Genomic DNA, 20630 nt, shown 5'->3' on the forward strand with positions numbered 1-20630 from the left:
AGACAGGTACGTCCCTAAGTCCGGGACAGGGGCCTTACTTTTGTGGGGCAAAAGTATCCAAAACCCTGTCGCGAATTTTTGTTGCATCCTTATTAGGTAGTGCAAAGGCTAGTGTCTACAGACGCAACAAAAATAAGGCGACCTTCCTGTTAATACTTGGCAAGTGCGGTAATGGTATAGTTTTCAAATTTAGTGACAAAGTGATATGGTGACATAGTTACAATTGATAGCGGCGTCTTATAATTTACCGCGACCTTATCCCAATACGCAATACTCACTACCCAATACCATTTCCCAGCTATCGAAAAGCTACATCATACGGTAACCGTTTAACTTCACTTTTCCAGTCTCGTTCCAAGTGCTGGGAAACAGAGAACATGTTTGGGGAATCGAGGGATGGACACAGCCTAGAAATTATGTCGGAATCGCATCCAAAGCGATTTCGACGTTATTTCAGCTTTACCAAACATGTTGCTTTGTGCGCACCGGACTTGCGCGAGAGAGCGTCTGAAGGAGACAAAGGCTTTTGAGCACTTTTGGCCTTCAAAAGTGCTGCCCTCCGTGGCGAACGGCGGAAGGGATTGAAGGGGGTATAGTGATAAGGTGACGATTTCGCACCAACCATTCTTCATCTAAAGGACTCTGAGCAAGCTCATCTCCACGTAAAAAGGGGATGCGCATAAGTTTCCTACTATCCGACTCATTTGAAACGCCCATAAATTGCGTTTTAAAAGGCACAAGACTACTGATACCGAGCGACAAATTAGCAAGACCGAACACCGATAGCAAAAAATTTGTTACCCTTCCTAATCAACAAATTCAACCAACACACAAAATTCTAAATTATTAGATTTTTATTAACAAAATGATAACAATCTGGACACACACCGAAATTAACTGATCACTAAATTTGTATAACTAATTTACAATAATGAAATTAAAGAGTGCCGATACTGATATTAATCCTTTAAACGTAGATCAAGCATATCATTGCTTTACCAAAAGCATTCCAATACAAAATAAATAAAAGCCCACACTATCTGTTGCACACGACGGTCTAAAAAAAGTAGAAATTAAATAACTTATGAAAGATAATCCTAACACTTTATATCTTCGTGCTATTAATTAAAGCTACACTTCTAATCTGCTTCTTCTGTCCCTGTTACTCCTTGGTTGCGCAAGTATCACACAGAACTATTTTACGAGATTTTGAGCTTGACTCTAATGAGACTAGCTTTAGTTCAAAGAAAGACCATTCTCTAAGCCTAGTTGAGCGAATTGAGTTAAACAAAATCTATTCTATCAGTTCATTTAGTTGGTCAATTGCAGGACCTAAAAATGTACCTAATGTATTATCCGAGTTAGTTTGGAAAAATCTACAGTCTTACGGCGTGAGTATGAATACAAAATTACGATTCACGCAGATAATAGCTCCTCTGATAACAGTCCACTTAGAAAAAAACCTCAAAGGTACGGTGACCGATAAAGATTTTACAGCGGATAATCGTCAAGAAATTGGATATAGCAGAGATTTTGATAGTCAAGATGGCTATTACAGAAAAGTATCGTTACTACAACCAATAAATAGAAAGCAAAATCTTCTTATTGGTCTTTCATCATCATTTCAAAAATTAATTATTTTCCACTCCGAGGCTCCTAAAAACAGTGAATACAAAGCTATTTGGCTGGGGTTAGAAGGGAAATCATCGAATGACCTTTATAATCGAAAACGATTTACCATCAAGTTCGAAAACGATATTAGATTGTCAAGGTACACCGCTATTGGCACTTGGACGCTTCGTGATGATCTCAAACAACCTAACAGTTTCAAGCACTATACATTTCTAGGAGAGCTTGAAAGCGCGGTAAATCTTCTATTTAATCTGCATAGAAATATTTCAACAGGAGCGGGATGCCAATTAACGCTCCAAAAATCATTAAAAGGGGAAGATATCTTATTTTTTTCTAATGGAGACATCGCAAGTACTCAGCTTAATGGCGTCAATGGACGTCGGTTTATGTGCTTTTTTTTATTAAACATCAAATTATAGATTATGAAAATTAAATTTTTAGGCTTATACGCCTTAGTACTTTTAGCAACTGCAAGTTGTAAAAAAGAATTTGACACTGTGGTAGAAACAAAACCGCGACACCTGGACCCCGGCGATGGCGGTTTGGATGTGCTAGGATATGGATATGATATCATCAACGGTCAATATGCAATGGCCAGCTCCGCCACTAGACGAATAGTAGATGTCAGAAAGATAAAAAATGAACAACCAGGTAGAATTCATGAAATAAGCGGTACTTACGTTAACTATAATATCGAGTCCGGCGAGAATTATGACAAATTCAAAAAGAAACATGCTATCAATGTTGATGTGCAATCAGGAATTAAGATTTTCGGACTTTCACTGTTTGGTGCGGATTTCAAATCTTCATTTGACCAAACAACACTTAATGAAAGCACGAGATCTTTTGCGCGGGTGGATATGTTGGTAAAAACCGCAACTTTAGAGATTTTTAACCACAATTTAAGTTACAATTATCTTCGTAATTACCTAGACCCTGACTTTGTTGATGCATGTAACACATTGACTGCCGCACAGCTAGTAGATCTTTACGGAGTTGGCATGATTAGAAAAATGGATGTGGGTGGAAAATTGTCTTTAGATTACTCAAGTGTCATCCTAAACGGAGAAAAAAATACGGCCGTATCAGCGGGAGGAGGAGCTGCCTTTAAGTTCTTGTTTAACGTCGATGTAAATGCATCCTACTCTTATAGCCAAGAAGACGTCAACAGAAACACCAATCAGAAGATTGCATATAGCTCTATGGGAGGAACCGGCTCGATTGGAGTCACTCATGGCAACCTCAACCAATCCGCTTCATTCAACCCTAACTCCTGGTCTAGCACCGTACAAAGGAGTAACAGTGTCCTTATCAACTTCTACGATGACAGTTTTATTTTACTACACGAATTAATACCGAATGTTGAAAAAGCTAAACTGGTTAGAGATATTATCTATGAAAGATTAGGTATGGTCAATTATGTATATGCTCCCAATAACGGGAAATTATTGGCAAAGATTTGGGGAAGCCCGAACTTAAACGATTATGCATTTACATCATTTGAAATATTGGATGCTACAGGATACAACAGCCATAATGAACTAGACTACATCATGTCACATAATGTCATCCTAAACAAAGGAGGAACAACACATGACAATGAGCATGCTTACAGCGGCCTAAATTCTTTCAAATTCCCAGAGTGGGAGGCTTCTCGAGCTATAGGCGTGAAAAGTCCCCTGAACCCCGCTGTACGATATAAAATCAATTACAAATACATGTCTTACGGAAGTAAACCAATTCCCAATTTTAGCACTTACCAATCCCAATCACTACCGCCAGCGGTTTGGAGTGATGGACCATGGTATCAGGTAAGCAAAACCATAAGCGGTGTTTCATCGTTTGAAGAATGTTGTTTTGTCAGCAAGGTGGTCGATGATTATGTGGTGTATCCAGAAGGAAGTAAAGTGGAACTATATCTATACAATAGATCCACGGGCAACATAAGCCAGACGCTAGTCTTTGATTAAATTGTTACAATCTAATTAAACAGAACTGTGATACCAAGGCTGTTTATAATGTTCTTCGCGTTTCAGCGCTGAATATTATAAACAGCCTTTTAATATACTCAATTAATAATCAAGCTTAAAAAAATAATTTTCAAGTAAGTACAAATCTCCAAGATACGATAATGAGAGTACAACTGACAACTTTAGCGATCAATTCCCCCCTTCCATTCCACGCTATACAGTAACCGATCCACTTCTTCATAGAATTTACTTAATTCGGCTGTCCCCCGTCCGCCGTAATCGTTGATTTTCTTTTCTTGGTCTTTACCATAGCGGATACTTGTGTTGACCGATGGCAAATCGAAAACATTTCGACTACCATACTCCTCATTTAGCTCTCGAAATTTCATGGTCTGCAACATAGTCGTTAGCTTTTGCCATTCACTGGCCGCTACATTTCCTTTAAACTGACCTTTAAGGTTATTTTGAAGATGATCTTGCGCATCCAAAGAAGCGGTGCCGTCGGCGTGAAGCTGCACCTCATAAATAGGACAAAAACCGAAACATGGCGTACGCTGAAGTGCTATGCTGGTAATGTTATCTTTACTATCTCCGTTAGGCTGCTTACTGCTCTTACAGGAAAGCATAAGCATGGTTGCGATCGCTATATAGAAGTAGTTCATATACTTTTTTATACAGCATACTCCAAAAACATTGCCACAATTATTTAAAGCAAAAAAAGACGGCTCCTGATGGGAACCGTCTTTTCTTTGTTTTATTAAGCGTTAGCTTGCAGTATCTTACAAACCTACAGTCCAACCTTGTGTCCAAGTAGGCGCATTCACACCATTACCTGCACCTGTTGCATTTGCATTTTCTGTAAACAATCTAGCGACATCAACTGCAACACCAGCAGTAGAAGAACCTTTAGACTTCGTAGTTACATTATCAAATCTAACATTAGTAGCTTTCAATGTACCTGCTGCTACGAAAGCAATACTCTCGTCATGTTGAATATCAAAACCTGTACTCCAGTTGCTCAACACGATATTATCGAAGTTTCCATTTGTTCCAACACGCATCTTGATTGCTTGAGGCTCAGACCCTACTGAACCTGCACCTATCAATGTCATATTCTTGATAGTCGGATTAGACAAAGGTGTCGCAGCGTGGTTACTGGAGTTGTTATCCGCTTCAATACCTCTGTTACCAGCATTTGTTCTTTTTCCGTACCAGTTCTCTCCAGTACCGTTCCATCCTTCAGTCCAGTCAAAAATGTCGTCACCAACTACTGCTGTAGACGTATTAAGAGCTACAAGATATTTCGCGTTTACTGTACCACCAAACCATTCGAAAGCATCATCTGAGCCATCTAAAGATTGAATATACTCTACTGTTGTTCCACTTCCTACACCGAAGAATGACACTCCATTAAACTCTTTTTCATTATTGTAAGCGTAGCCAGAGTACTCAATTCTCAAATATTTAATAGAACCTGAATTATCATTCGCAACTGTACCTCCGTAAGTTAAATCGGAAACCTCGGCAGAAGCTGTAGTTCCCTTATTTATTGGCGCGCGGCCACAGATTACAAGACCACCCCAAGAACCAGGTGTTTTAGTAGTCGAGGTCATTACAACCGGACTAGTCGCAGAACCTTCAATATTAATTTTTCCACCTTGTGCAACAGCAATGTAACGAATATCCTGACGGGTTTCAGTAACATCAGTTGATTCAATCGTCACACCCGGTTTGATAGTAAGCGTAGCACCATCTTTAACAATAATTTTACCAGTTAACTTATACGTTCCTGATTCCAATACTACTTCGCCGTCGTTGATATCACCTCGGAAATCATCACGAACCAATTCGAAAGACGAGTCTTCATCTGGTTCAACCGTATCGTCATCGCTACATGAAGTAAATGCCAATGAACCCATCAAAAATCCTAGACCTAAAACTCTAGCTTTCAAAAATGTAGATTTTCTCATTTTTTATGTTATTTAAATTTATAATGCAAAAATAATCGGCGTCAATTTCTTAATCATTAAGCTAGTATTAAGATTATATTAATCGCTTAAAATAGATTATACTTCAGGCCAAGAGAAAATCTTACTCCCTTTTTATACGATAAGATTGTTACCGGCGCATTTTGATTTTCTTGAACTCTCTCGTAAGATGGATCCAACAAGTTTCTCGCGGTAAGATCTATACCGAAGCGTCGATTCAATTTATATTTCATAATAAAATCCAATGTACCAACCGCTTTATCTACCTGATTTCCTTTACCTTCTGTACCAAGAGCATACAACCTATCTGAAAAATGGTTATAAACAACAGTCGCCATTAAATCAGACTCTGCATTCCATTTCTTAACATAAGATAAATCCGCGTTCGCTAAAAAGTCCGAAGCCCCAGTGAAACTCGCTTTATCGTATGTGAGATTTAGATTGAAATTAGTTTCATTTCTAACTTTCTCAGCACTTAGATCTTGATTAGTTTTCATGTAGGCAGCATTAGCTCCAAAGGTTAATTTATCTCCGTTATCAAAAGTTACAAGGTCTTTTTTAACCTCTATTTCAGCACCGTATACCGTTCCGTAATCGCCGGTGTTTAGGAAAGAGATATCGTTGGTAGACGATGCTAATGTCACCTCATTGATTGGATCTTTAATATATTTTCCAAATGCAGTAAATGATAATAATTCACCTGATTTTGGAAACATTTCCCATTTCAAATCTAAATTGTAATCTTCAGAAGGATACAAATCGGGGTTACCAACTTTTATTTCCGTAACATCTTCGTATATAAAATATGCTCTTTCCTTAAACTGAGGTAGTGTATATGTTTTGCTAGCTCCTAAACGAAGGTTTTGTTTATCACTAACCTCATACTTCAACATAAGATTTGGAAGGAAACCATTACGGTTGAAGGTATTTGTTGTTCCTGATCTATCCAAATTGGTTCTGTAAAAGATGGATTGCATAATATTTTCGTACCTGAACCCTAAGATACCGGTCAATTTATCCGTCAGTTTGTAATCAACATTTGCGAAACCAGCGTGAATATTTTGTCGACCAGAATAAACTTGCGGAAAATCTCTTACAAACCCCTCTATACCAAAATAGCCATCTTCGTAATTCCCTTTGTTAAAGAAAGCGTCTAAGTTATTCGGATCAACTTCTTGTTCTAAGCCGGTCGCACTAACACGTAGATTAAATTGGATATCCTCAAATTCTCTGCGTTTTATTTTTCCGTTATAACCTATCGACAATTTTCCGCGCGAGTTATCTGGATCCCCCAACTTATAGTTACCCACCAAATTAAAAGCTAATTCGTTTTCCGTAAGGTCTTGATAATACCGATGGTTGTCAGTCGGTTGATTTTGCGCAATGGTCCGGAAATTCAAGTTATCGTCTTGTCTCGTTATGTTTTGCGTACGATCTGGAATTGAACTAATAATATTATTGTAGGACGCACCCCAATCTACACCTATTCTATCTGTAAACTGATGGTTTCCCAATAATTGCTCTACGAAAAGCTTATTTTGAACGAAGGTTCCGCGTTGTATAATGCCGGTACCATTTTCGGCTAAATCACGTATAAAACCAGAATAGGTGTCGCGAAATTGATCAGAAGAATTAATAAACAAGAAATTGTACGCGATCTTATGATTCGGATTGAAAACATAGTTTGCATTCAACATAGCTGTTGAATTTGTTGAAAACCCAAATCGTGTCTGATGGAAATCTTTTAACTGCTCTCCTCCTGCCGCAACGCTTCTATTCACACCTTCGCGATAATTATAATCGCTAGTATAGTTAGCGATGGCAAATAGATTTAGTCGTTGTCCATTTTTAAATTCGAATGATTTACCTCCTAAAACACCAACATTAGCTGGAATTGGATTGACGTTAACTGGATTTAAAGTATTAGAAAAGTTATACCCTCCTAACGGGTCGTTTGGAACACCGTAATTAACGAATCCAGATCTTGAGGGCCCTTGTTGCAAACTAAAGTTTCCCCATTTATCGACTACGTTAGTATTTATACTACTACCCAGCGATACTTCAAGTAAACCTGTTCCAGAGTAGCTTTTGGCGGCAATATCAACGTTACCGCCTGCAAAATCACCAGACATGTAGGAATTGTACACTTTGTCAATAGCTATATAATCCACAATATCCGTAGAAAAGATATCTAGGTTGATATTCTTACGTTCCGGATTATTAGAAGGAATAGGCAATCCGTTGTATGACGTAGAATTGTATCGGTCTCCTAATCCACGTACATAAACTTGATTACTGCCGTCTACTTTAGACACCCCGCTCATTTTAGCCATGGCTGACGCTGCATCACCTACACCTTTTCTTGATAATTCCTGCGATCCCACTTTTTCAACCATTAGATTGGAAAGTCTCCTCTCATCCAACAAAGCAATTTCGCTTACACGTTCGCGTCTCCGAGTAACGACAACTTCGTCTAAGGTAGAGCTGGAATTGATTAGGGAAACCGGAACAAACTCCCAGCTATTCGTTTGTAATGTAAATTTGGTAGAATCGGCATCGTACCCAACAAAAGTACTTACCAATATATATTCACTTCCTTTTGTCGGTAGGGTGATCGAAAACTCCCCACTTTCATTGGTTGATGTCGCCAAATTGGTATTGGCAATCTTGATGCTTACCCCCGGGATAGGCTGGTAGGTCTCCAAATCCAAAACCTTTCCTTTCACCCCGAATTGCTGTGCTTTGACCACCGAATGTTGAATGGTTAATAATGAAATGATTAAAGCAACATAATAGCTGAACTTGTTCATAGCGTGTTAAAATTATGTTGCAATATTATCACCTAAATATTAGCTAAGTGTTACCGATCGGTTATCAAAACATCACTGATTTGTTAATAAATTATTAACTAACGAGGAACTTTCTGTTACTCGCCTCGCTAAAAACCGATTAGGCGCAATTTCCCTTGCACTGTCTGTTCAAGCCATAGTTTGACAACATGATAGGATCGCAGCGAGGATGCGATACTTGTGCTGTGGAATTGTATTTTTTTCGTTAATTAAGGTAGATGCAACCCAATTTCATTCGCACTTCTATGGAATAGTTAGTAATTTGCAGCATAAAACAAACATGTATGGCAGATACCGTATTATCCTCCGTCCAGCTTAGCTATCAATATCCGCAAGGGGCGCATCTTAGCTTTCCCGATATCTTGGTCAGCAAAAACCAGCACAGCCTTTTGCTGGGTGACTCAGGGCGAGGAAAAACCACGCTGCTACATTTGCTCAGTGGTTTATCTAAGCCAACGCAGGGTGAGGTAGAACTGATGGGAAAAAGCCTATACAGTCTTTCCGGCTCCGCATTGGATGCGTACCGGGCGCAGCATCTTGGTTTTATCTTTCAGGAGGCACATCTATTAAAAAACCTCAGCGTAGCGCAGAACATCAAGCTGGCACAGCATTTAGCAAAGCGGCCAGTGGACGAGCAAGCGATTTCGGCGGTGCTGGAACAATTGCAGTTGGCAGATAAAGCCGATGCCTTGCCCCATCAGCTTAGCAGAGGCCAAAAACAACGTGTAGCCATTGCGCGTGCCGTGATCAATCGCCCGGGGTTGCTGTTGGCCGACGAGCCTACCGCCTCGCTGGATGATACCAACACCGATTTGGTTCTTAAGCTGCTATTTGATGCGGCGACGACACATGGCTCGACCTTACTGATTGCGACACACGACAAACGTATCAAAGATCATTTCACGCAGGCCTATCAGCTGTAGCGCAAGATCAATAGTGCATAGTAAAGACTTTAGACAGGAAATAGGCGCTGCGCGCCAGCAATAACGAACGACATGAACAATCTGCAACTCGTCTGGAAAAATATAACGCAACAACTGGGCTCCACCTTGCTTAGCATTTTACTGACATCCTTTGGCGTAGCCATTCTCTGTGTAATATACATTACCGGCGATGCCTTTGAAAAGCAACTCACGAACAACAGCAAGAACATCGATTTGGTGGTCGGGGCCAAAGGAAGTCCTTTGCAATTGATCTTAAGCTCGCTTTACCATGTCGATAACCCCACCGGCAATATTGCATTAGCTGAAGCACGCAAGCTGGGCAACAACCCCTTTATCGAATATGCGGTACCTATCTCCCTCGGTGATAATTTTAAAGGACACCGTTTAATAGGAACAGAGCCTAGCTACTTGGAACTCTATGAACTAAAAATAGCGGAGGGAAAAATATGGGGTAAAGCCTTTGAAGCATTGATCGGCAGTGAAGTTGCCCGCAAGCGGGGATTGAAGATTGGCGACACCTTTAACACCGCACACGGATTATCGGCCGAAGGACATGTGCACGATGAACACCCTTTTCATGTGGTGGGAATTTTGGAAAAGTCTAATTCGGTGGTGGACAACCTTATTCTCTGCAACCTTGAAAGCGTTTGGGATGTCCACGGTATTGCACACGGCAATGAGGAATCAGATCATGATCATGCAGAACATGCACATGAACATGAAGAGCATCATCATGACGCAGCAGAAGGTCATAACCACGACACGGAGCAGCATGATCATGGAAAGCATGAAGAAGATCATGATCATGACCATAGCGACGAAGGCGAAATTGTGAGCGAGAAGCCGAATGATGTCTTCGTGAAGAGCATTGGCGAAGATATGCTGGAGCATCGTGGCGACGAAGTTACGGCATTGCTGGTCAAGTATGCATCACCAGCGGCCATGGGCATTGTTCCACGCTTAGTAAACCAGTCTACAGACATGCAAGCAGCGTCTCCGGCAATCGAGAGCACTCGCTTATTTTCCCTATTGGGTGTCGGACTTGATTCCTTGGCCATCTTGGCCTATGTAATTATGCTGATTGCTGGGCTCAGTGTATTCATCAGCCTCTACAATGCCTTAAAAGAAAGAAAGTACGATTTGGCCATCATGCGCTCCATGGGAGCCTCACAAACTAAACTTTTCAGCCTAGTCATAGTCGAAGGTTTAGTGATCACGTTCATCGGCGGTGTATTGGGCTTGTTATTCGGCCACCTCGCGCTCTATCTTATCAATCAGCAAACCAGTGAAAGTGCTGATTTCATTGAAGCGTTCCGCGTAAATAGCAAGGAATTATTCTTAATTTTGGCTGCGGTCATCATTGGAATGCTTGCGGCACTCATTCCAGCAATACGTGCTTACAAAACATCGATTTCAACAATTCTAGCAGATAAATAACATGAAAAAAATCATCATATTTCTATTCGTAAGCTTCGCTACCTTATCTTTCGCTCAAGCACAAGTAGGTCAATTTCCGGAGATGAATGTTCCGGATCACACGCCCATGATGAACAGCACTTGGGAAGCGATCGACAAAATGATGTATAAGGTAACCTACGAAGGGAACAAGAAGGTGTATACCCCCACCTATCCACCTGTATTGAAGGCCTTGGAAAATAAAACGGTAGAGTTACCTGGCTATCTAGTACCGTTGACCAGTGGTCGATCACATAAAAAATTCATGCTGTCGGTACTTCCCGTTATGCAATGTATGTTTTGTGGATCCAATGGTATTCCGCCCATGGTAGAAATATTCTTAAAGGATGGCTCGGTATTGTTTACCGAAGAACCGATCAAAATCAAAGGAAAAATGAAATTTAATCCGGAGCCGTTGAAAGGAAATTCGGAGATTCAAATTGTAGATGCCCTTGTGATCAAATAAAGATAATATGGATAAGGCCTTCTGCGTATCCAAGCACGCACAGGCCTTTACCTATTTAGCAATGCAACCTCTATACAGCTGGTCAAGCCAGCTGTCTCGGTACGCAAACGACTGTTTCCCAAAGATATCGCATGAAAGCATGCATCTTGTGCAAGTTTGATCTCGTTTTCTGAAAAATCGCCTTCAGGGCCTATCAACAGTAAATAATTTGCGTGGGGTCGGGCGACATCTTGTAAGTACTTCTTTTCGCCATCGGCACAATGCGCAATGCATTTTACCAAATCTTTTTTTTCGTTCTGCTGCTGCAGAAATTGCGAGAGGGAAATAGCAGGATTGATCTGCGGTAGGTAAGCCTTCAATGACTGCTTCATGGCCGAAATGACAACCTTGTTCAAGCGATCGAGCTTTACCTCTTTCCGTTCGGAATGCTCGCAGATTATAGGCGTAATTTCTTGAATGCCAACCTCGGTAGCCTTTTCCAAAAACCACTCTATACGATCGATATTCTTTGTTGGGGCAATAGCAATATGTAAATGATAGGAAGGCTTTTCATATTCCTGCACGACCTGGGTAATAGTTAATGTCGTCCGTTTTGGGTGCGGATCAAGGATTTCCGCGGTATACCAGCCTCCCCTTCCGTCAACAAGATAAACCATGTTTCCAGCCTGCAGCCGCAATACACGCACTGCATGCTTACTTTCCTCCTCGGTCAGTACAAAGTTTTGATGCGCTGGCAGTAATGTCGGGGTGTAAAAAAGGTGCATATGCTAGTCTTCGTCAATATCGTCATTTGGCGTCTCGACAAGATCAAGCTTGACAAACTCGATATTCTGTTGTGTTTTCTTGATGATCGTAATTGCGTAACCTTCCACTTCTTTCACTTCGCCCACATCCGGGATCTTCTCGAAGAAATGGCTTACCAAACCTGCGATGGTATCGTAGTCTGAGCTTTCAGGCAGCTCCAGCGGCAAATAACCGTTGGCATCATGCACATTCGCTCCTGCATCAACCATATACTCGGTTTCGGAGATACGTTCGACAACAGGTGTTTCCTCATCGTACTCATCTTGGATCTCACCCACAAGTTCCTCCACGATATCCTCCAAGGTGACCATACCGGCCGTTCCACCAAATTCATCCAACACGATCGCTATCTGAATGCGCTTCAGCTGAAACTCCGTCATCAAGTCATTGATTTTCTTGGTTTCCGGGATGAAATAAGGCTTACGCATAATATTCTTGAGCACCACCTCTTTACCCTTGACAATAATAGGTAAGATATCTTTGGTATGCACGATACCGACGATCTGATCAATATTATCATCGTAGATCGGTATACGGGAGTAGCCTTCTTCGGTAACGGTGCTGATAAAATCATCCGCTGAATCCAGCATATCTACAGCCACGATCTTGGTGCGAGGCACCATGATATTTTTTACGATGCGTTCGTTGAAATCGAAAACATTTTTGATCAATTCATGCTCCGCATTGTTGAGTGCTCCACTCTCTTTACCCTTTTCTAGTAAGTACTGCAACTCTTCCGAGGAATGGCTGGCTTCGTGACCATGCACATCGACACCAATAAGGCGTAACAAGAAATTGGCAAAGCCGTTGAGCAACCAAATAATCGGGCGAAAAATGTAGTAAAAGAACTGTAAAGGAGCGGCGATACGCATCGTTGTGGCCACAGGCCGTTGGATAGCAATGGATTTCGGTGCCAGCTCGCCAAAAACGATATGCAGAAACGTGATGATACTGAACGCAAACACATGTCCTAAGTTTTTCGCTATAGGCCCGGTTAGCTCCACGTTAAAAAGGCCGAAAATCTTATGCACGATCTCGGTCATTACAGCTTCTCCCACCCATCCCAGGGCAAGAGAAGCCAATGTAATTCCTAATTGCGTTGCCGCAAGATAACCATCAAGGTGTTCGGTAATATTTTTGGCAATTTTCGCCACTTTGCTACCTGATTTTGCTTGCAGTTCAATTTGCGAGGCTCGCACCTTCACGATGGCAAATTCTGCTGCTACAAAAAAACCATTAGCTAAAACTAAAAATATTGTCCAAAAAACGTCGACGGCCATGTTAGAATTTATTGATTACCAAATTCTTTCTTGTATAATGCTATACTTTCTAAAAGGATTTCCTGCGCACGCTCGCGGCCATGCAATCCTTCCACTTGTACAGATTTCTTTTCCAATGCTTTGTAACTTTCAAAGAACTGTACGATCTCTTTCATCACATGCGGCGCCAATTGCTCGATATCCGTGATGTAGTTGTAAATAGGATCGTTTTTCGCTACCGCGATGATTTTGTCATCCTGTTCACCACCATCAACCATATTCATCACACCGATCACCTTTGCTTCAACCAACGTCAAAGGCAAGATGTCTACTGAGCAGATCACCAAAATATCGAGGGGATCTTTATCGTCACAATAGGTTTGTGGAATAAACCCATAATTGGCAGGATAAACTACGGAAGAACTTAATACACGGTCCAACAAAAGTAATCCGGTATCTTTATCCAACTCGTATTTCCCTTTGGAACCATTTGTAATTTCAATAATCGCATTGACGGAATTTGGCAAGTCGCTTCCGGGAGCTATCTGATGCCAAGGATGTGTTGTACTCATTAATTATTATGACTGTTTTGTTTGTTTTTTGTTTTTCAACCATCGTTTCAGCAGTGCTATCGCGATTGGCAAGAAAGCAATCACGATAAGGCCAACGATGATGTATTCGACATAATGGATGATAAACGGAAACTTGACGCCCAAGAAATAACCTGTCAACGTCAACAAAGAGGCCCATAAAAATGCTCCAATTATGTTGTAGAGGACAAATTTCCTGAAGTTTAGTTTTACCACTCCGGCGAATATAGGTGCAAATGTACGAATAATAGGAACAAAGCGCCCTATAACCAACGCTGTTCCACCATATTTCTGATAAAACTCTTCTGCCATGATCACGTACTTGCGTTTGAAGAGAAAAGAATCTTTGCGTTTGAAAAGCATGGGCCCCGTTCGATAGCCGAACCAATAGCCCGTAAAGTTGCCCAAAATGCCCGCCGATAAAATACCAAGGTACATGGTAGTGATGTCAACATCGATCTTACCCAGCGCACAAAAAAGCCCCGCCAAAAACAACAGGTAGTCACCAGGAAGGAAAAATCCAAAGAAAAGACCCGTTTCGGCAAAGACAATCAATACCACAATGTAGAAACCACCATGGCTCAACAGGTACTCGGGATTCATTAATTGCTGGATGGACAGCCACAAATCTTGCATACGTTATCGTTAAGGAGCTGTCGAGAGACAGCTCTTTTCGTTCTTACTTGTTATTGGGATTTATTAGCACCTGTCACTTCCGAAATCGCTTCCCGAATTTGTTCCGCAATCTGCGTCATCTCTTCCGCCGCTATCTCCAACTTAGGTCTTGCAAAATTCATGTCATCAACCTGATTCAATGGGATCAAATGTATATGTGCATGGGCTACTTCCAAACCAACCACAGCAACTCCAACCTTACGGCAAGGAAACACCTTTTTTATACCTTGGGCAACAATTTTTGCAAATACCCACATACCCATGTATTCGTCGTCATGAATATCAAAGATATAATCAGTTTCCTTTTTTGGGATCACCAACACATGCCCTTGGGTTAACGGACGCACGTCCAAAAAAGCGAGAAAATCATTACTTTCCGCCACTTTATGGGCTGGAATCTCCCCCGACACTATCTTTGAAAAAATCGTTGACATAGCTTATCTTCATTAAGAATCACAAACAAACTTAGATAAATTTGCTTTCATATGCAATTATAATCGCCTTGAATATTCGTTTAACATCCCCTTTTTACGGCCGACGGAGCCTTCGCGCTACATCCACGCTCATACATCTCGCTTCGATTGCTGCACATGCGGACAACCTAAGCTTAGAAACAAAAAGACGGTTGCATATTTCTGCAACCGTCCTCCGCAATATGTTAACATCATGTGCGGTTATGGCAGTACCGCACATAACCTTCACGTCAAATTACCGTGATATTTCAAGAATTTCAAATTCCAAGACACCCGCCGGTGCTTCTACTTGTGCAACCTCGCCTACGGATTTTCCCAATAAGCCTTGCGCAATAGGAGATTTGACGGAAATCTTTCCAGACTTCAAATCAGCCTCTGTCTCAGACACCAATTGATAGGTCATCACGGCGTTGTTTTTCTTGTTTTTGATCTTCACATAAGACAAGGCCAAAACCTTGGAAGTATCCAATGTGGACTCGTCGATAAGACGAGCACTAGCCAATACTTCTTCGAGCTTTGCTATCTTTGTCTCGTGTAGACCCTGCGCTTCTTTAGCTGCATCATACTCTGCGTTTTCGGATAAATCTCCCTTATCCCGTGCTTCGGCTATCGCTTTAGCAATATTAGCTCTACCTTCCGTTTTCAACTGCTGTAACTCCTGTTTCAGCTTGTCCAAACCTTCTTGCGTGTAATACGTTACTTCTGCCATATTTCTACCTAATTTATTTTCCAAAAAATCAAAAAAAAGACAAGACCATACCATCCTTCTTCAGGACAACATGGTCTTGTACCTTGCTTGCTAAGATAGCAAGCAACATGCATAAAACCAAATTTCTTTTTATTCTTCCTCTTCGCTATCTATGAATTTATAGCCTAGACCACGCACCGTCTGTAGATAATGCGGTTTATCGGGGTTCGTTTCGATTTTTTTACGCAAGCGCACCACATGCATGTCCAAGGTGCGCGTGTTCACATTGGAGCTGTAGCCCCACACCACTTCCATCAGCTGTTCACGGGTGATCTCCTTGCCGACATTTTGCAAGAAGTACAATAAAATTCTATTCTCCAAGATCGTCAGCTCAATCTTACGCCCATCACGCACTAAGGAATGTATGTTTGGGTGGTGTTCGGTATTACCGAAGGTGTAAATGTCATTATTCTTTGGCAAGAAGAAACGTACTTTGTTCTCGATCATCGCGACCAGCACATCCATATTGAATGGCTTGGTAATATAATCGGTAACGCCATAACTGTAGGCGTCAATTTTGTCGACATCCTGCGATTTTGCCGTCATCATAATGATGATATGCTCAAATCCAGCCTTCCTGACCGCTTCACACACTTCAATCCCCTCTTTCCCAGGAAGCATCCAGTCTAACAATACAACTGCAGGCTTCTGCTGAATAATAAGCTCTTCGGCATCTGTACCATTACCGGTTTGGATGACCTTATATCCTTCTGTTTGCAAACGATGGGCAACTAAAAAACGAAGATTTTCATCGTCTTCCACTACCGCTATGGTGATATCTTTACTCATAATGTTTACTTAATTCTTTTTTGGACCTAAGGGTAGCAGCAACGTAAATGTCGTGCCCTGATTAAGGACACTTTCTACCTTGATCTCTCCGCCCATGAAATCTACTATTTCTTTACAGAATGCCAACCCCAAACCGATGCTCCCTTGTTGGTTGAATTGGTTCTTCACGCGGTAAAACTTCTTAAAGATACTATTAAATTCTTTCTTACTTATACCTATGCCTTGGTCTTTAAACCTAATAACAAAATTCTTTTTACTTTGTTGTATGTCGATGTTTAAAAACTTACGCTGCGCCTCCGAATACTTGTACGCATTATCGATCAAGTTTTGAAAAACGCTCAACAATAAGGTGGTATCGACCATCATGTTGTTTTGGACTTCGATTTGGTAGGAAAAGTTTAAATCGGGATATTTCAATTTTACAGCATCAAAAATTGGCGCACAAAATTCCCGTACTCCAACCTCTTCCTTATTCGGCTTGATCGACTTGTTTTCTATCTGTGCAAAAGATAGCAGCTTATTCATCAGGCTGTTCAACTTATCGGCCTCCTGGTCGAGAATCTTCCCATACATGCGCTGTTCCTCGGTAGATAGCTTTTCGGAGCTCTGTATATTGTTGCCTGCAATTTTGATCACGCTTACTGGTGTCTTGAACTCATGTGTCAAGTTGTTGATAAAATCGTATTGTAACTGGAAGAGCCTACTGTTGATCGTCACGTTCCGATAAATCAGGTAGGCAATAAAGATAAGGATCAAATAAATAATGGAAATACCGACGCTTACCGGTAAAAATCGACGGTTGATCTCTTTATTCAAAAAGCTCTCCGAGCTGGTGTATTGCAATTTGTAATCGGAAAGTGCGCCCGGGAGCGATAGTTCCGTTTGGAAATAGAACCGTTGATCGGTAACACTTCCCGATACGATAGGCAAAATCTCGATCTTCTCGTACAGATTGGGCGCCACGTTTCTGATCTGAATCTTGCTAGGATTGATCAAAAACAAAAACATATCCTGATCATATGACACAATGGGATTATCCGGAGACGACATCATTTGCTTGTAGGCCAGCAAATCGGAAATCCGAGGAATGTTCATATATGATACCTTACCTGCATTTAGCGTGTAAAAGACCTTATAGATATCGCTATCCGACATACGCGTTGAATCGTTGACACGATCGAGAAAGCCCACAAACTTCAATACCATGCTATTAAAGTCCTCCGTGTAGGCTCGTGTTTCATTGCTTTCCTTTCGTTGGGCAACCAAACGGTTGTCCCCATCCAACTTAAAGGAGATCACATTTTTTGGATAGACCAGCAAATGGTTGTATTTGATTCCTGCCTCAATAGAGTCTGAATTTGTCACCGTGATATCGTAAAAGAGCACACTTTCAACGAAAGCGTTCTTACGGATAACATCACTCACATAAGACGCCGCTTTAACAGAATCTAAATAGCCCTGGTAGTAGGAAATTTCCGGAATCTTATCATTGAAAAACTCTTGAAAGGGCTGCACCGACTGATCAAAGACCTCCACCTTACGGTTGTTGAATTCCGTTTCTATAAAGTTAGCGATCATGGAGCGCGCCGCCAGCATGGCCACCACAAAAAGTATGGTAACCAATACCACGAAAGCAATCAGCAATCCAAAGTTCTTACGGTATTTAAGCTGGTTATAGGCCATCGATCGCTACAAGTACGTCCTTAAAAAGGTTTCCACTTCTTGGTAATAGTTGATGATATTTTCCTCGCTCTTGAATCGTCGTCCTTCCTCCTCTCGGTAAATATACTTAATGGGCACCTTATTGTTTTTCAATTTCTGCACAAATTGGTTGGCATCGGTCAATGAGCTGTAGCGATCACTTCCTCCCTGCGCAAAAAGAACGGGAATCTTCACCCGATCGGCATGAAACACCGGGGAAATGGCTTTAAACATTTCGTACTCTTTTGTAGGGTTTCCAATGATATTGTAGAAAAGACGCACATACTGCTGCTGGTAGGGAGGTATTTCCTTAAAATAAGTAAACAGGTTAGTATATCCCGACATGGAAACGGCACAACGATAAAACGAAGAATTGTAGGTAGCAGCGTGCAACGCCGAATATCCACCAAAGCCTGTGCCCATAATGGCTACCCGCCTTTTGTCTACGATACCTTGATGTATCAAGGAAGTGACCCCGTCAATGATGTCGCTTTGAATCTTTCCGCCCCATTCCTTAAAGCCTGCCGTCCAGAATTTACGCCCATAGCCCACCGATCCACGGTAGTTTAGCTGAAAGACCAAATAACCACGATTGGCCAAAAATTGCACTTCAGCATCAAAATCCACACTCTCCCTCCTGTTTGGTCCATCATGAACCAACACCACGACGGGAAGATCCTTACGCTCGTCTGTATTGGGATAGGTTAAAAATCCATGAATCGTTAAGCCATCTCTACTTTGATAGCGCATGGATTGTTTCGGTGAAAGCTTCGCTTTGAGCAATTTAGGATTGATATCCACCAGCAAGTCTGCTTTCTGTTTTTTTACGTTGAAATAGTAGATACCGCCAGCGTTAATATCGGTTGAAATCTTAACGATCCAATTTTGCAGACTGGTATCGGTATCGATAATGTCGATATCCTGTCCTTTAAACTCGGCAGCAAGTTTCTCAAAGTTGCGTTGAAATTCCTTATTGAAAAATAGTTTCTCCGTCTTATCCGCAGTGTACTGACTGAACACCATTTCCTGCAGATTGTCTGAATATCCTCCCTGCTCAAGATCAACCTCGCCATTGCTGTAGATCAAACGCTCTTCCTCTCCTCTTTCTATATTATACTCTACCAAGGCCAGTTTGTCACGGCCATGGTTAGAAAGTGCGTAGATCATATTCTTCTCGTTTTTCACGAAGCCCAATGGCTGAATAAGCGTTTGATAGTCGGTAGTAGCCACCTGCTTAAATGGAAGCTGTTCATCGGCTCGGTACAATATACTCTCTTGCACACTATCGCTGGTCACGGCCAGCCGCACCTTACCATCGGGCGATGGAAACCAATTCAGGATATTACCCGGATTGCTGGTAACAAGCTCGGGCTTACGACCGTCGAGAAAAATCTTATACAAATCAAAAACCGTAGAATCGCGATCGTTCATAGCGGCCAACAAATAATGACCATACAGCTTTTGTGGCTGTAACCAACGCAACTTTACTTTCTTTACCGGAAGCAGCGGTTTACTTTTTTCATCGTTTATGGATATGCCAAATAGCCGTAAGCTATCCGTTGGGGCATGGCTATTGGAATAGACGATCGAAGAGTCCGATGCCCAAAAGAAATACTGCACATTCATATCTGATTGATAAGTAAGCTGCTTGGACTTACTTTTATCTTCGAGATCGAGCACGAAAATATTGCGACAATGGTCATCCACACCCAAATAAGCGATTCGCTTGCCATCGGGCGAGAGCCTAAAATTACTTTTCTCGGCCTTTACAAAAAAATCTTCTACAGGTATAAGCTGATCGGTATTTTGCCTATTTCCACAAGACACCAATAAGCCCATCATCCCAAAAGCAAAAACCCAAAGCAAGAATCTATACATAATCCAATCCTATTCCATTTCAAATATTGTCAATTTTTACCACATTGAGGCATGTGCAACCTTATTTTTACAGATGAAATATGCTGGTTTTTTGATACTTTTACGCATGATTTTATACAATATTTCCATAATCGTCGAAGATAGTAGCCATGATGATGTGCTGGCTTGGATCAAAAAACAGCTCCCACAATTGTCTGCAGATATCCGACTGTTAAAGATGTTGGATTCACCGCACGAAGGCACAACCTATTGCTTGCAGATTACAGCGCAGGATGAGCAAGCCATCGCATCTTTTCAAGAGGAGCTATTACCGGACCTGCAGCAGTACATAGCAACAAAACACACGGAGAAGGCTTTTATATTTGATAGTAAGATGCAGTACCTATCCTTAGATTAATTAGGCTTCAGC

The 20630-nt window shown here is 41.4% G+C and carries 18 protein-coding genes; 6 read left to right on the forward strand and 12 right to left on the reverse strand.

What is annotated here, in order from left to right:
- Positions 1-1397: 1397 nt before the first annotated feature.
- Together SCB77_RS06470 and SCB77_RS06475 are read left to right on the forward strand one after the other, a co-directional pair.
- The gene (locus SCB77_RS06470; protein ID WP_320185614.1) at positions 1398-2051 is read left to right on the forward strand and encodes a hypothetical protein; all 654 of its coding nucleotides are present in this window, start codon (positions 1398-1400) and stop codon (positions 2049-2051) included.
- A gap of 78 nt (positions 2052-2129) precedes the next feature.
- Positions 2130-3602 (forward strand): hypothetical protein, encoded by a 1473-nt coding sequence (locus SCB77_RS06475; protein ID WP_320185615.1) that lies wholly within the window; start codon positions 2130-2132, stop codon positions 3600-3602.
- A gap of 182 nt (positions 3603-3784) precedes the next feature.
- Here the strand turns inward: SCB77_RS06475 and SCB77_RS06480 are convergent, their stop codons facing one another.
- The 3 genes from SCB77_RS06480 to SCB77_RS06490 all read right to left on the reverse strand — a co-directional run bounded on the left by SCB77_RS06480 (position 3785) and on the right by SCB77_RS06490 (position 8400).
- Positions 3785-4264, reverse strand: a complete 480-nt coding sequence (locus SCB77_RS06480) for a DUF6438 domain-containing protein (protein WP_320185616.1) — start codon at positions 4262-4264, stop codon at positions 3785-3787.
- A gap of 117 nt (positions 4265-4381) precedes the next feature.
- Positions 4382-5572, reverse strand: a complete 1191-nt coding sequence (locus SCB77_RS06485) for a hypothetical protein (RefSeq protein ID WP_320185617.1) — start codon at positions 5570-5572, stop codon at positions 4382-4384.
- A gap of 86 nt (positions 5573-5658) precedes the next feature.
- A complete protein-coding gene (locus SCB77_RS06490; protein ID WP_320185618.1) occupies positions 5659-8400 on the reverse strand; it encodes a TonB-dependent receptor in 2742 nt (913 codons plus the stop codon).
- A gap of 323 nt (positions 8401-8723) precedes the next feature.
- Here SCB77_RS06490 and SCB77_RS06495 point away from each other — a divergent pair, with 323 nt between their 5' ends.
- The 3 genes from SCB77_RS06495 (at position 8724) to SCB77_RS06505 (ending at position 11304) form a co-directional block, all read left to right on the forward strand.
- The gene (locus SCB77_RS06495; RefSeq protein WP_320185619.1) at positions 8724-9362 is read left to right on the forward strand and encodes an ABC transporter ATP-binding protein; all 639 of its coding nucleotides are present in this window, start codon (positions 8724-8726) and stop codon (positions 9360-9362) included.
- Between the two features lie 72 nt (positions 9363-9434).
- On the forward strand, positions 9435-10820 hold the full coding sequence (locus SCB77_RS06500) for an ABC transporter permease (protein WP_320185620.1): 1386 nt from the start codon (positions 9435-9437) through the stop codon (positions 10818-10820).
- Between the two features lies 1 nt (position 10821).
- Positions 10822-11304: a hypothetical protein gene (locus SCB77_RS06505; protein ID WP_320185621.1), complete on the forward strand. Its 483-nt coding sequence runs from the start codon at positions 10822-10824 to the stop codon at positions 11302-11304.
- A 47-nt stretch (positions 11305-11351) separates the two neighbouring features.
- Here SCB77_RS06505 and SCB77_RS06510 read toward each other — a convergent pair whose 3' ends face one another.
- From SCB77_RS06510 to SCB77_RS06550, 9 genes are all read right to left on the reverse strand, one after another.
- A complete protein-coding gene (locus tag SCB77_RS06510) occupies positions 11352-12068 on the reverse strand; it encodes a 16S rRNA (uracil(1498)-N(3))-methyltransferase (RefSeq protein WP_320185622.1) in 717 nt (238 codons plus the stop codon).
- 3 nt (positions 12069-12071) lie between these two features.
- Positions 12072-13388 carry a hemolysin family protein gene (locus tag SCB77_RS06515; protein WP_320185623.1) on the reverse strand — a complete coding sequence of 439 codons (1317 nt, stop codon included), beginning with the start codon at positions 13386-13388 and terminating at the stop codon, positions 12072-12074.
- Between the two features lie 8 nt (positions 13389-13396).
- On the reverse strand, positions 13397-13939 hold the full coding sequence (locus SCB77_RS06520; RefSeq protein ID WP_320185624.1) for an inorganic diphosphatase: 543 nt from the start codon (positions 13937-13939) through the stop codon (positions 13397-13399).
- 6 nt (positions 13940-13945) lie between these two features.
- On the reverse strand, positions 13946-14593 hold the full coding sequence (locus SCB77_RS06525; RefSeq protein WP_320185625.1) for a DedA family protein: 648 nt from the start codon (positions 14591-14593) through the stop codon (positions 13946-13948).
- Between the two features lie 50 nt (positions 14594-14643).
- A complete protein-coding gene (locus SCB77_RS06530; RefSeq protein WP_320185626.1) occupies positions 14644-15066 on the reverse strand; it encodes an HIT family protein in 423 nt (140 codons plus the stop codon).
- Between the two features lie 274 nt (positions 15067-15340).
- Positions 15341-15814: a transcription elongation factor GreA gene (gene greA, locus SCB77_RS06535; protein WP_320185627.1), complete on the reverse strand. Its 474-nt coding sequence runs from the start codon at positions 15812-15814 to the stop codon at positions 15341-15343.
- Between the two features lie 129 nt (positions 15815-15943).
- Positions 15944-16642, reverse strand: a complete 699-nt coding sequence (locus SCB77_RS06540) for a response regulator transcription factor (protein WP_320185628.1) — start codon at positions 16640-16642, stop codon at positions 15944-15946.
- A 9-nt stretch (positions 16643-16651) separates the two neighbouring features.
- A complete protein-coding gene (locus tag SCB77_RS06545; RefSeq protein ID WP_320185629.1) occupies positions 16652-18325 on the reverse strand; it encodes a sensor histidine kinase in 1674 nt (557 codons plus the stop codon).
- Between the two features lie 6 nt (positions 18326-18331).
- Positions 18332-20221: a S9 family peptidase gene (locus tag SCB77_RS06550; protein ID WP_320185630.1), complete on the reverse strand. Its 1890-nt coding sequence runs from the start codon at positions 20219-20221 to the stop codon at positions 18332-18334.
- A gap of 106 nt (positions 20222-20327) precedes the next feature.
- Here SCB77_RS06550 and SCB77_RS06555 point away from each other — a divergent pair, with 106 nt between their 5' ends.
- Positions 20328-20618 (forward strand): DUF4286 family protein, encoded by a 291-nt coding sequence (locus SCB77_RS06555; protein WP_320185631.1) that lies wholly within the window; start codon positions 20328-20330, stop codon positions 20616-20618.
- Positions 20619-20630: the final 12 nt, after the last annotated feature.

Source organism: Sphingobacterium bambusae (assembly GCF_033955345.1).
GTDB lineage: Bacteria > Bacteroidota > Bacteroidia > Sphingobacteriales > Sphingobacteriaceae > Sphingobacterium > Sphingobacterium bambusae.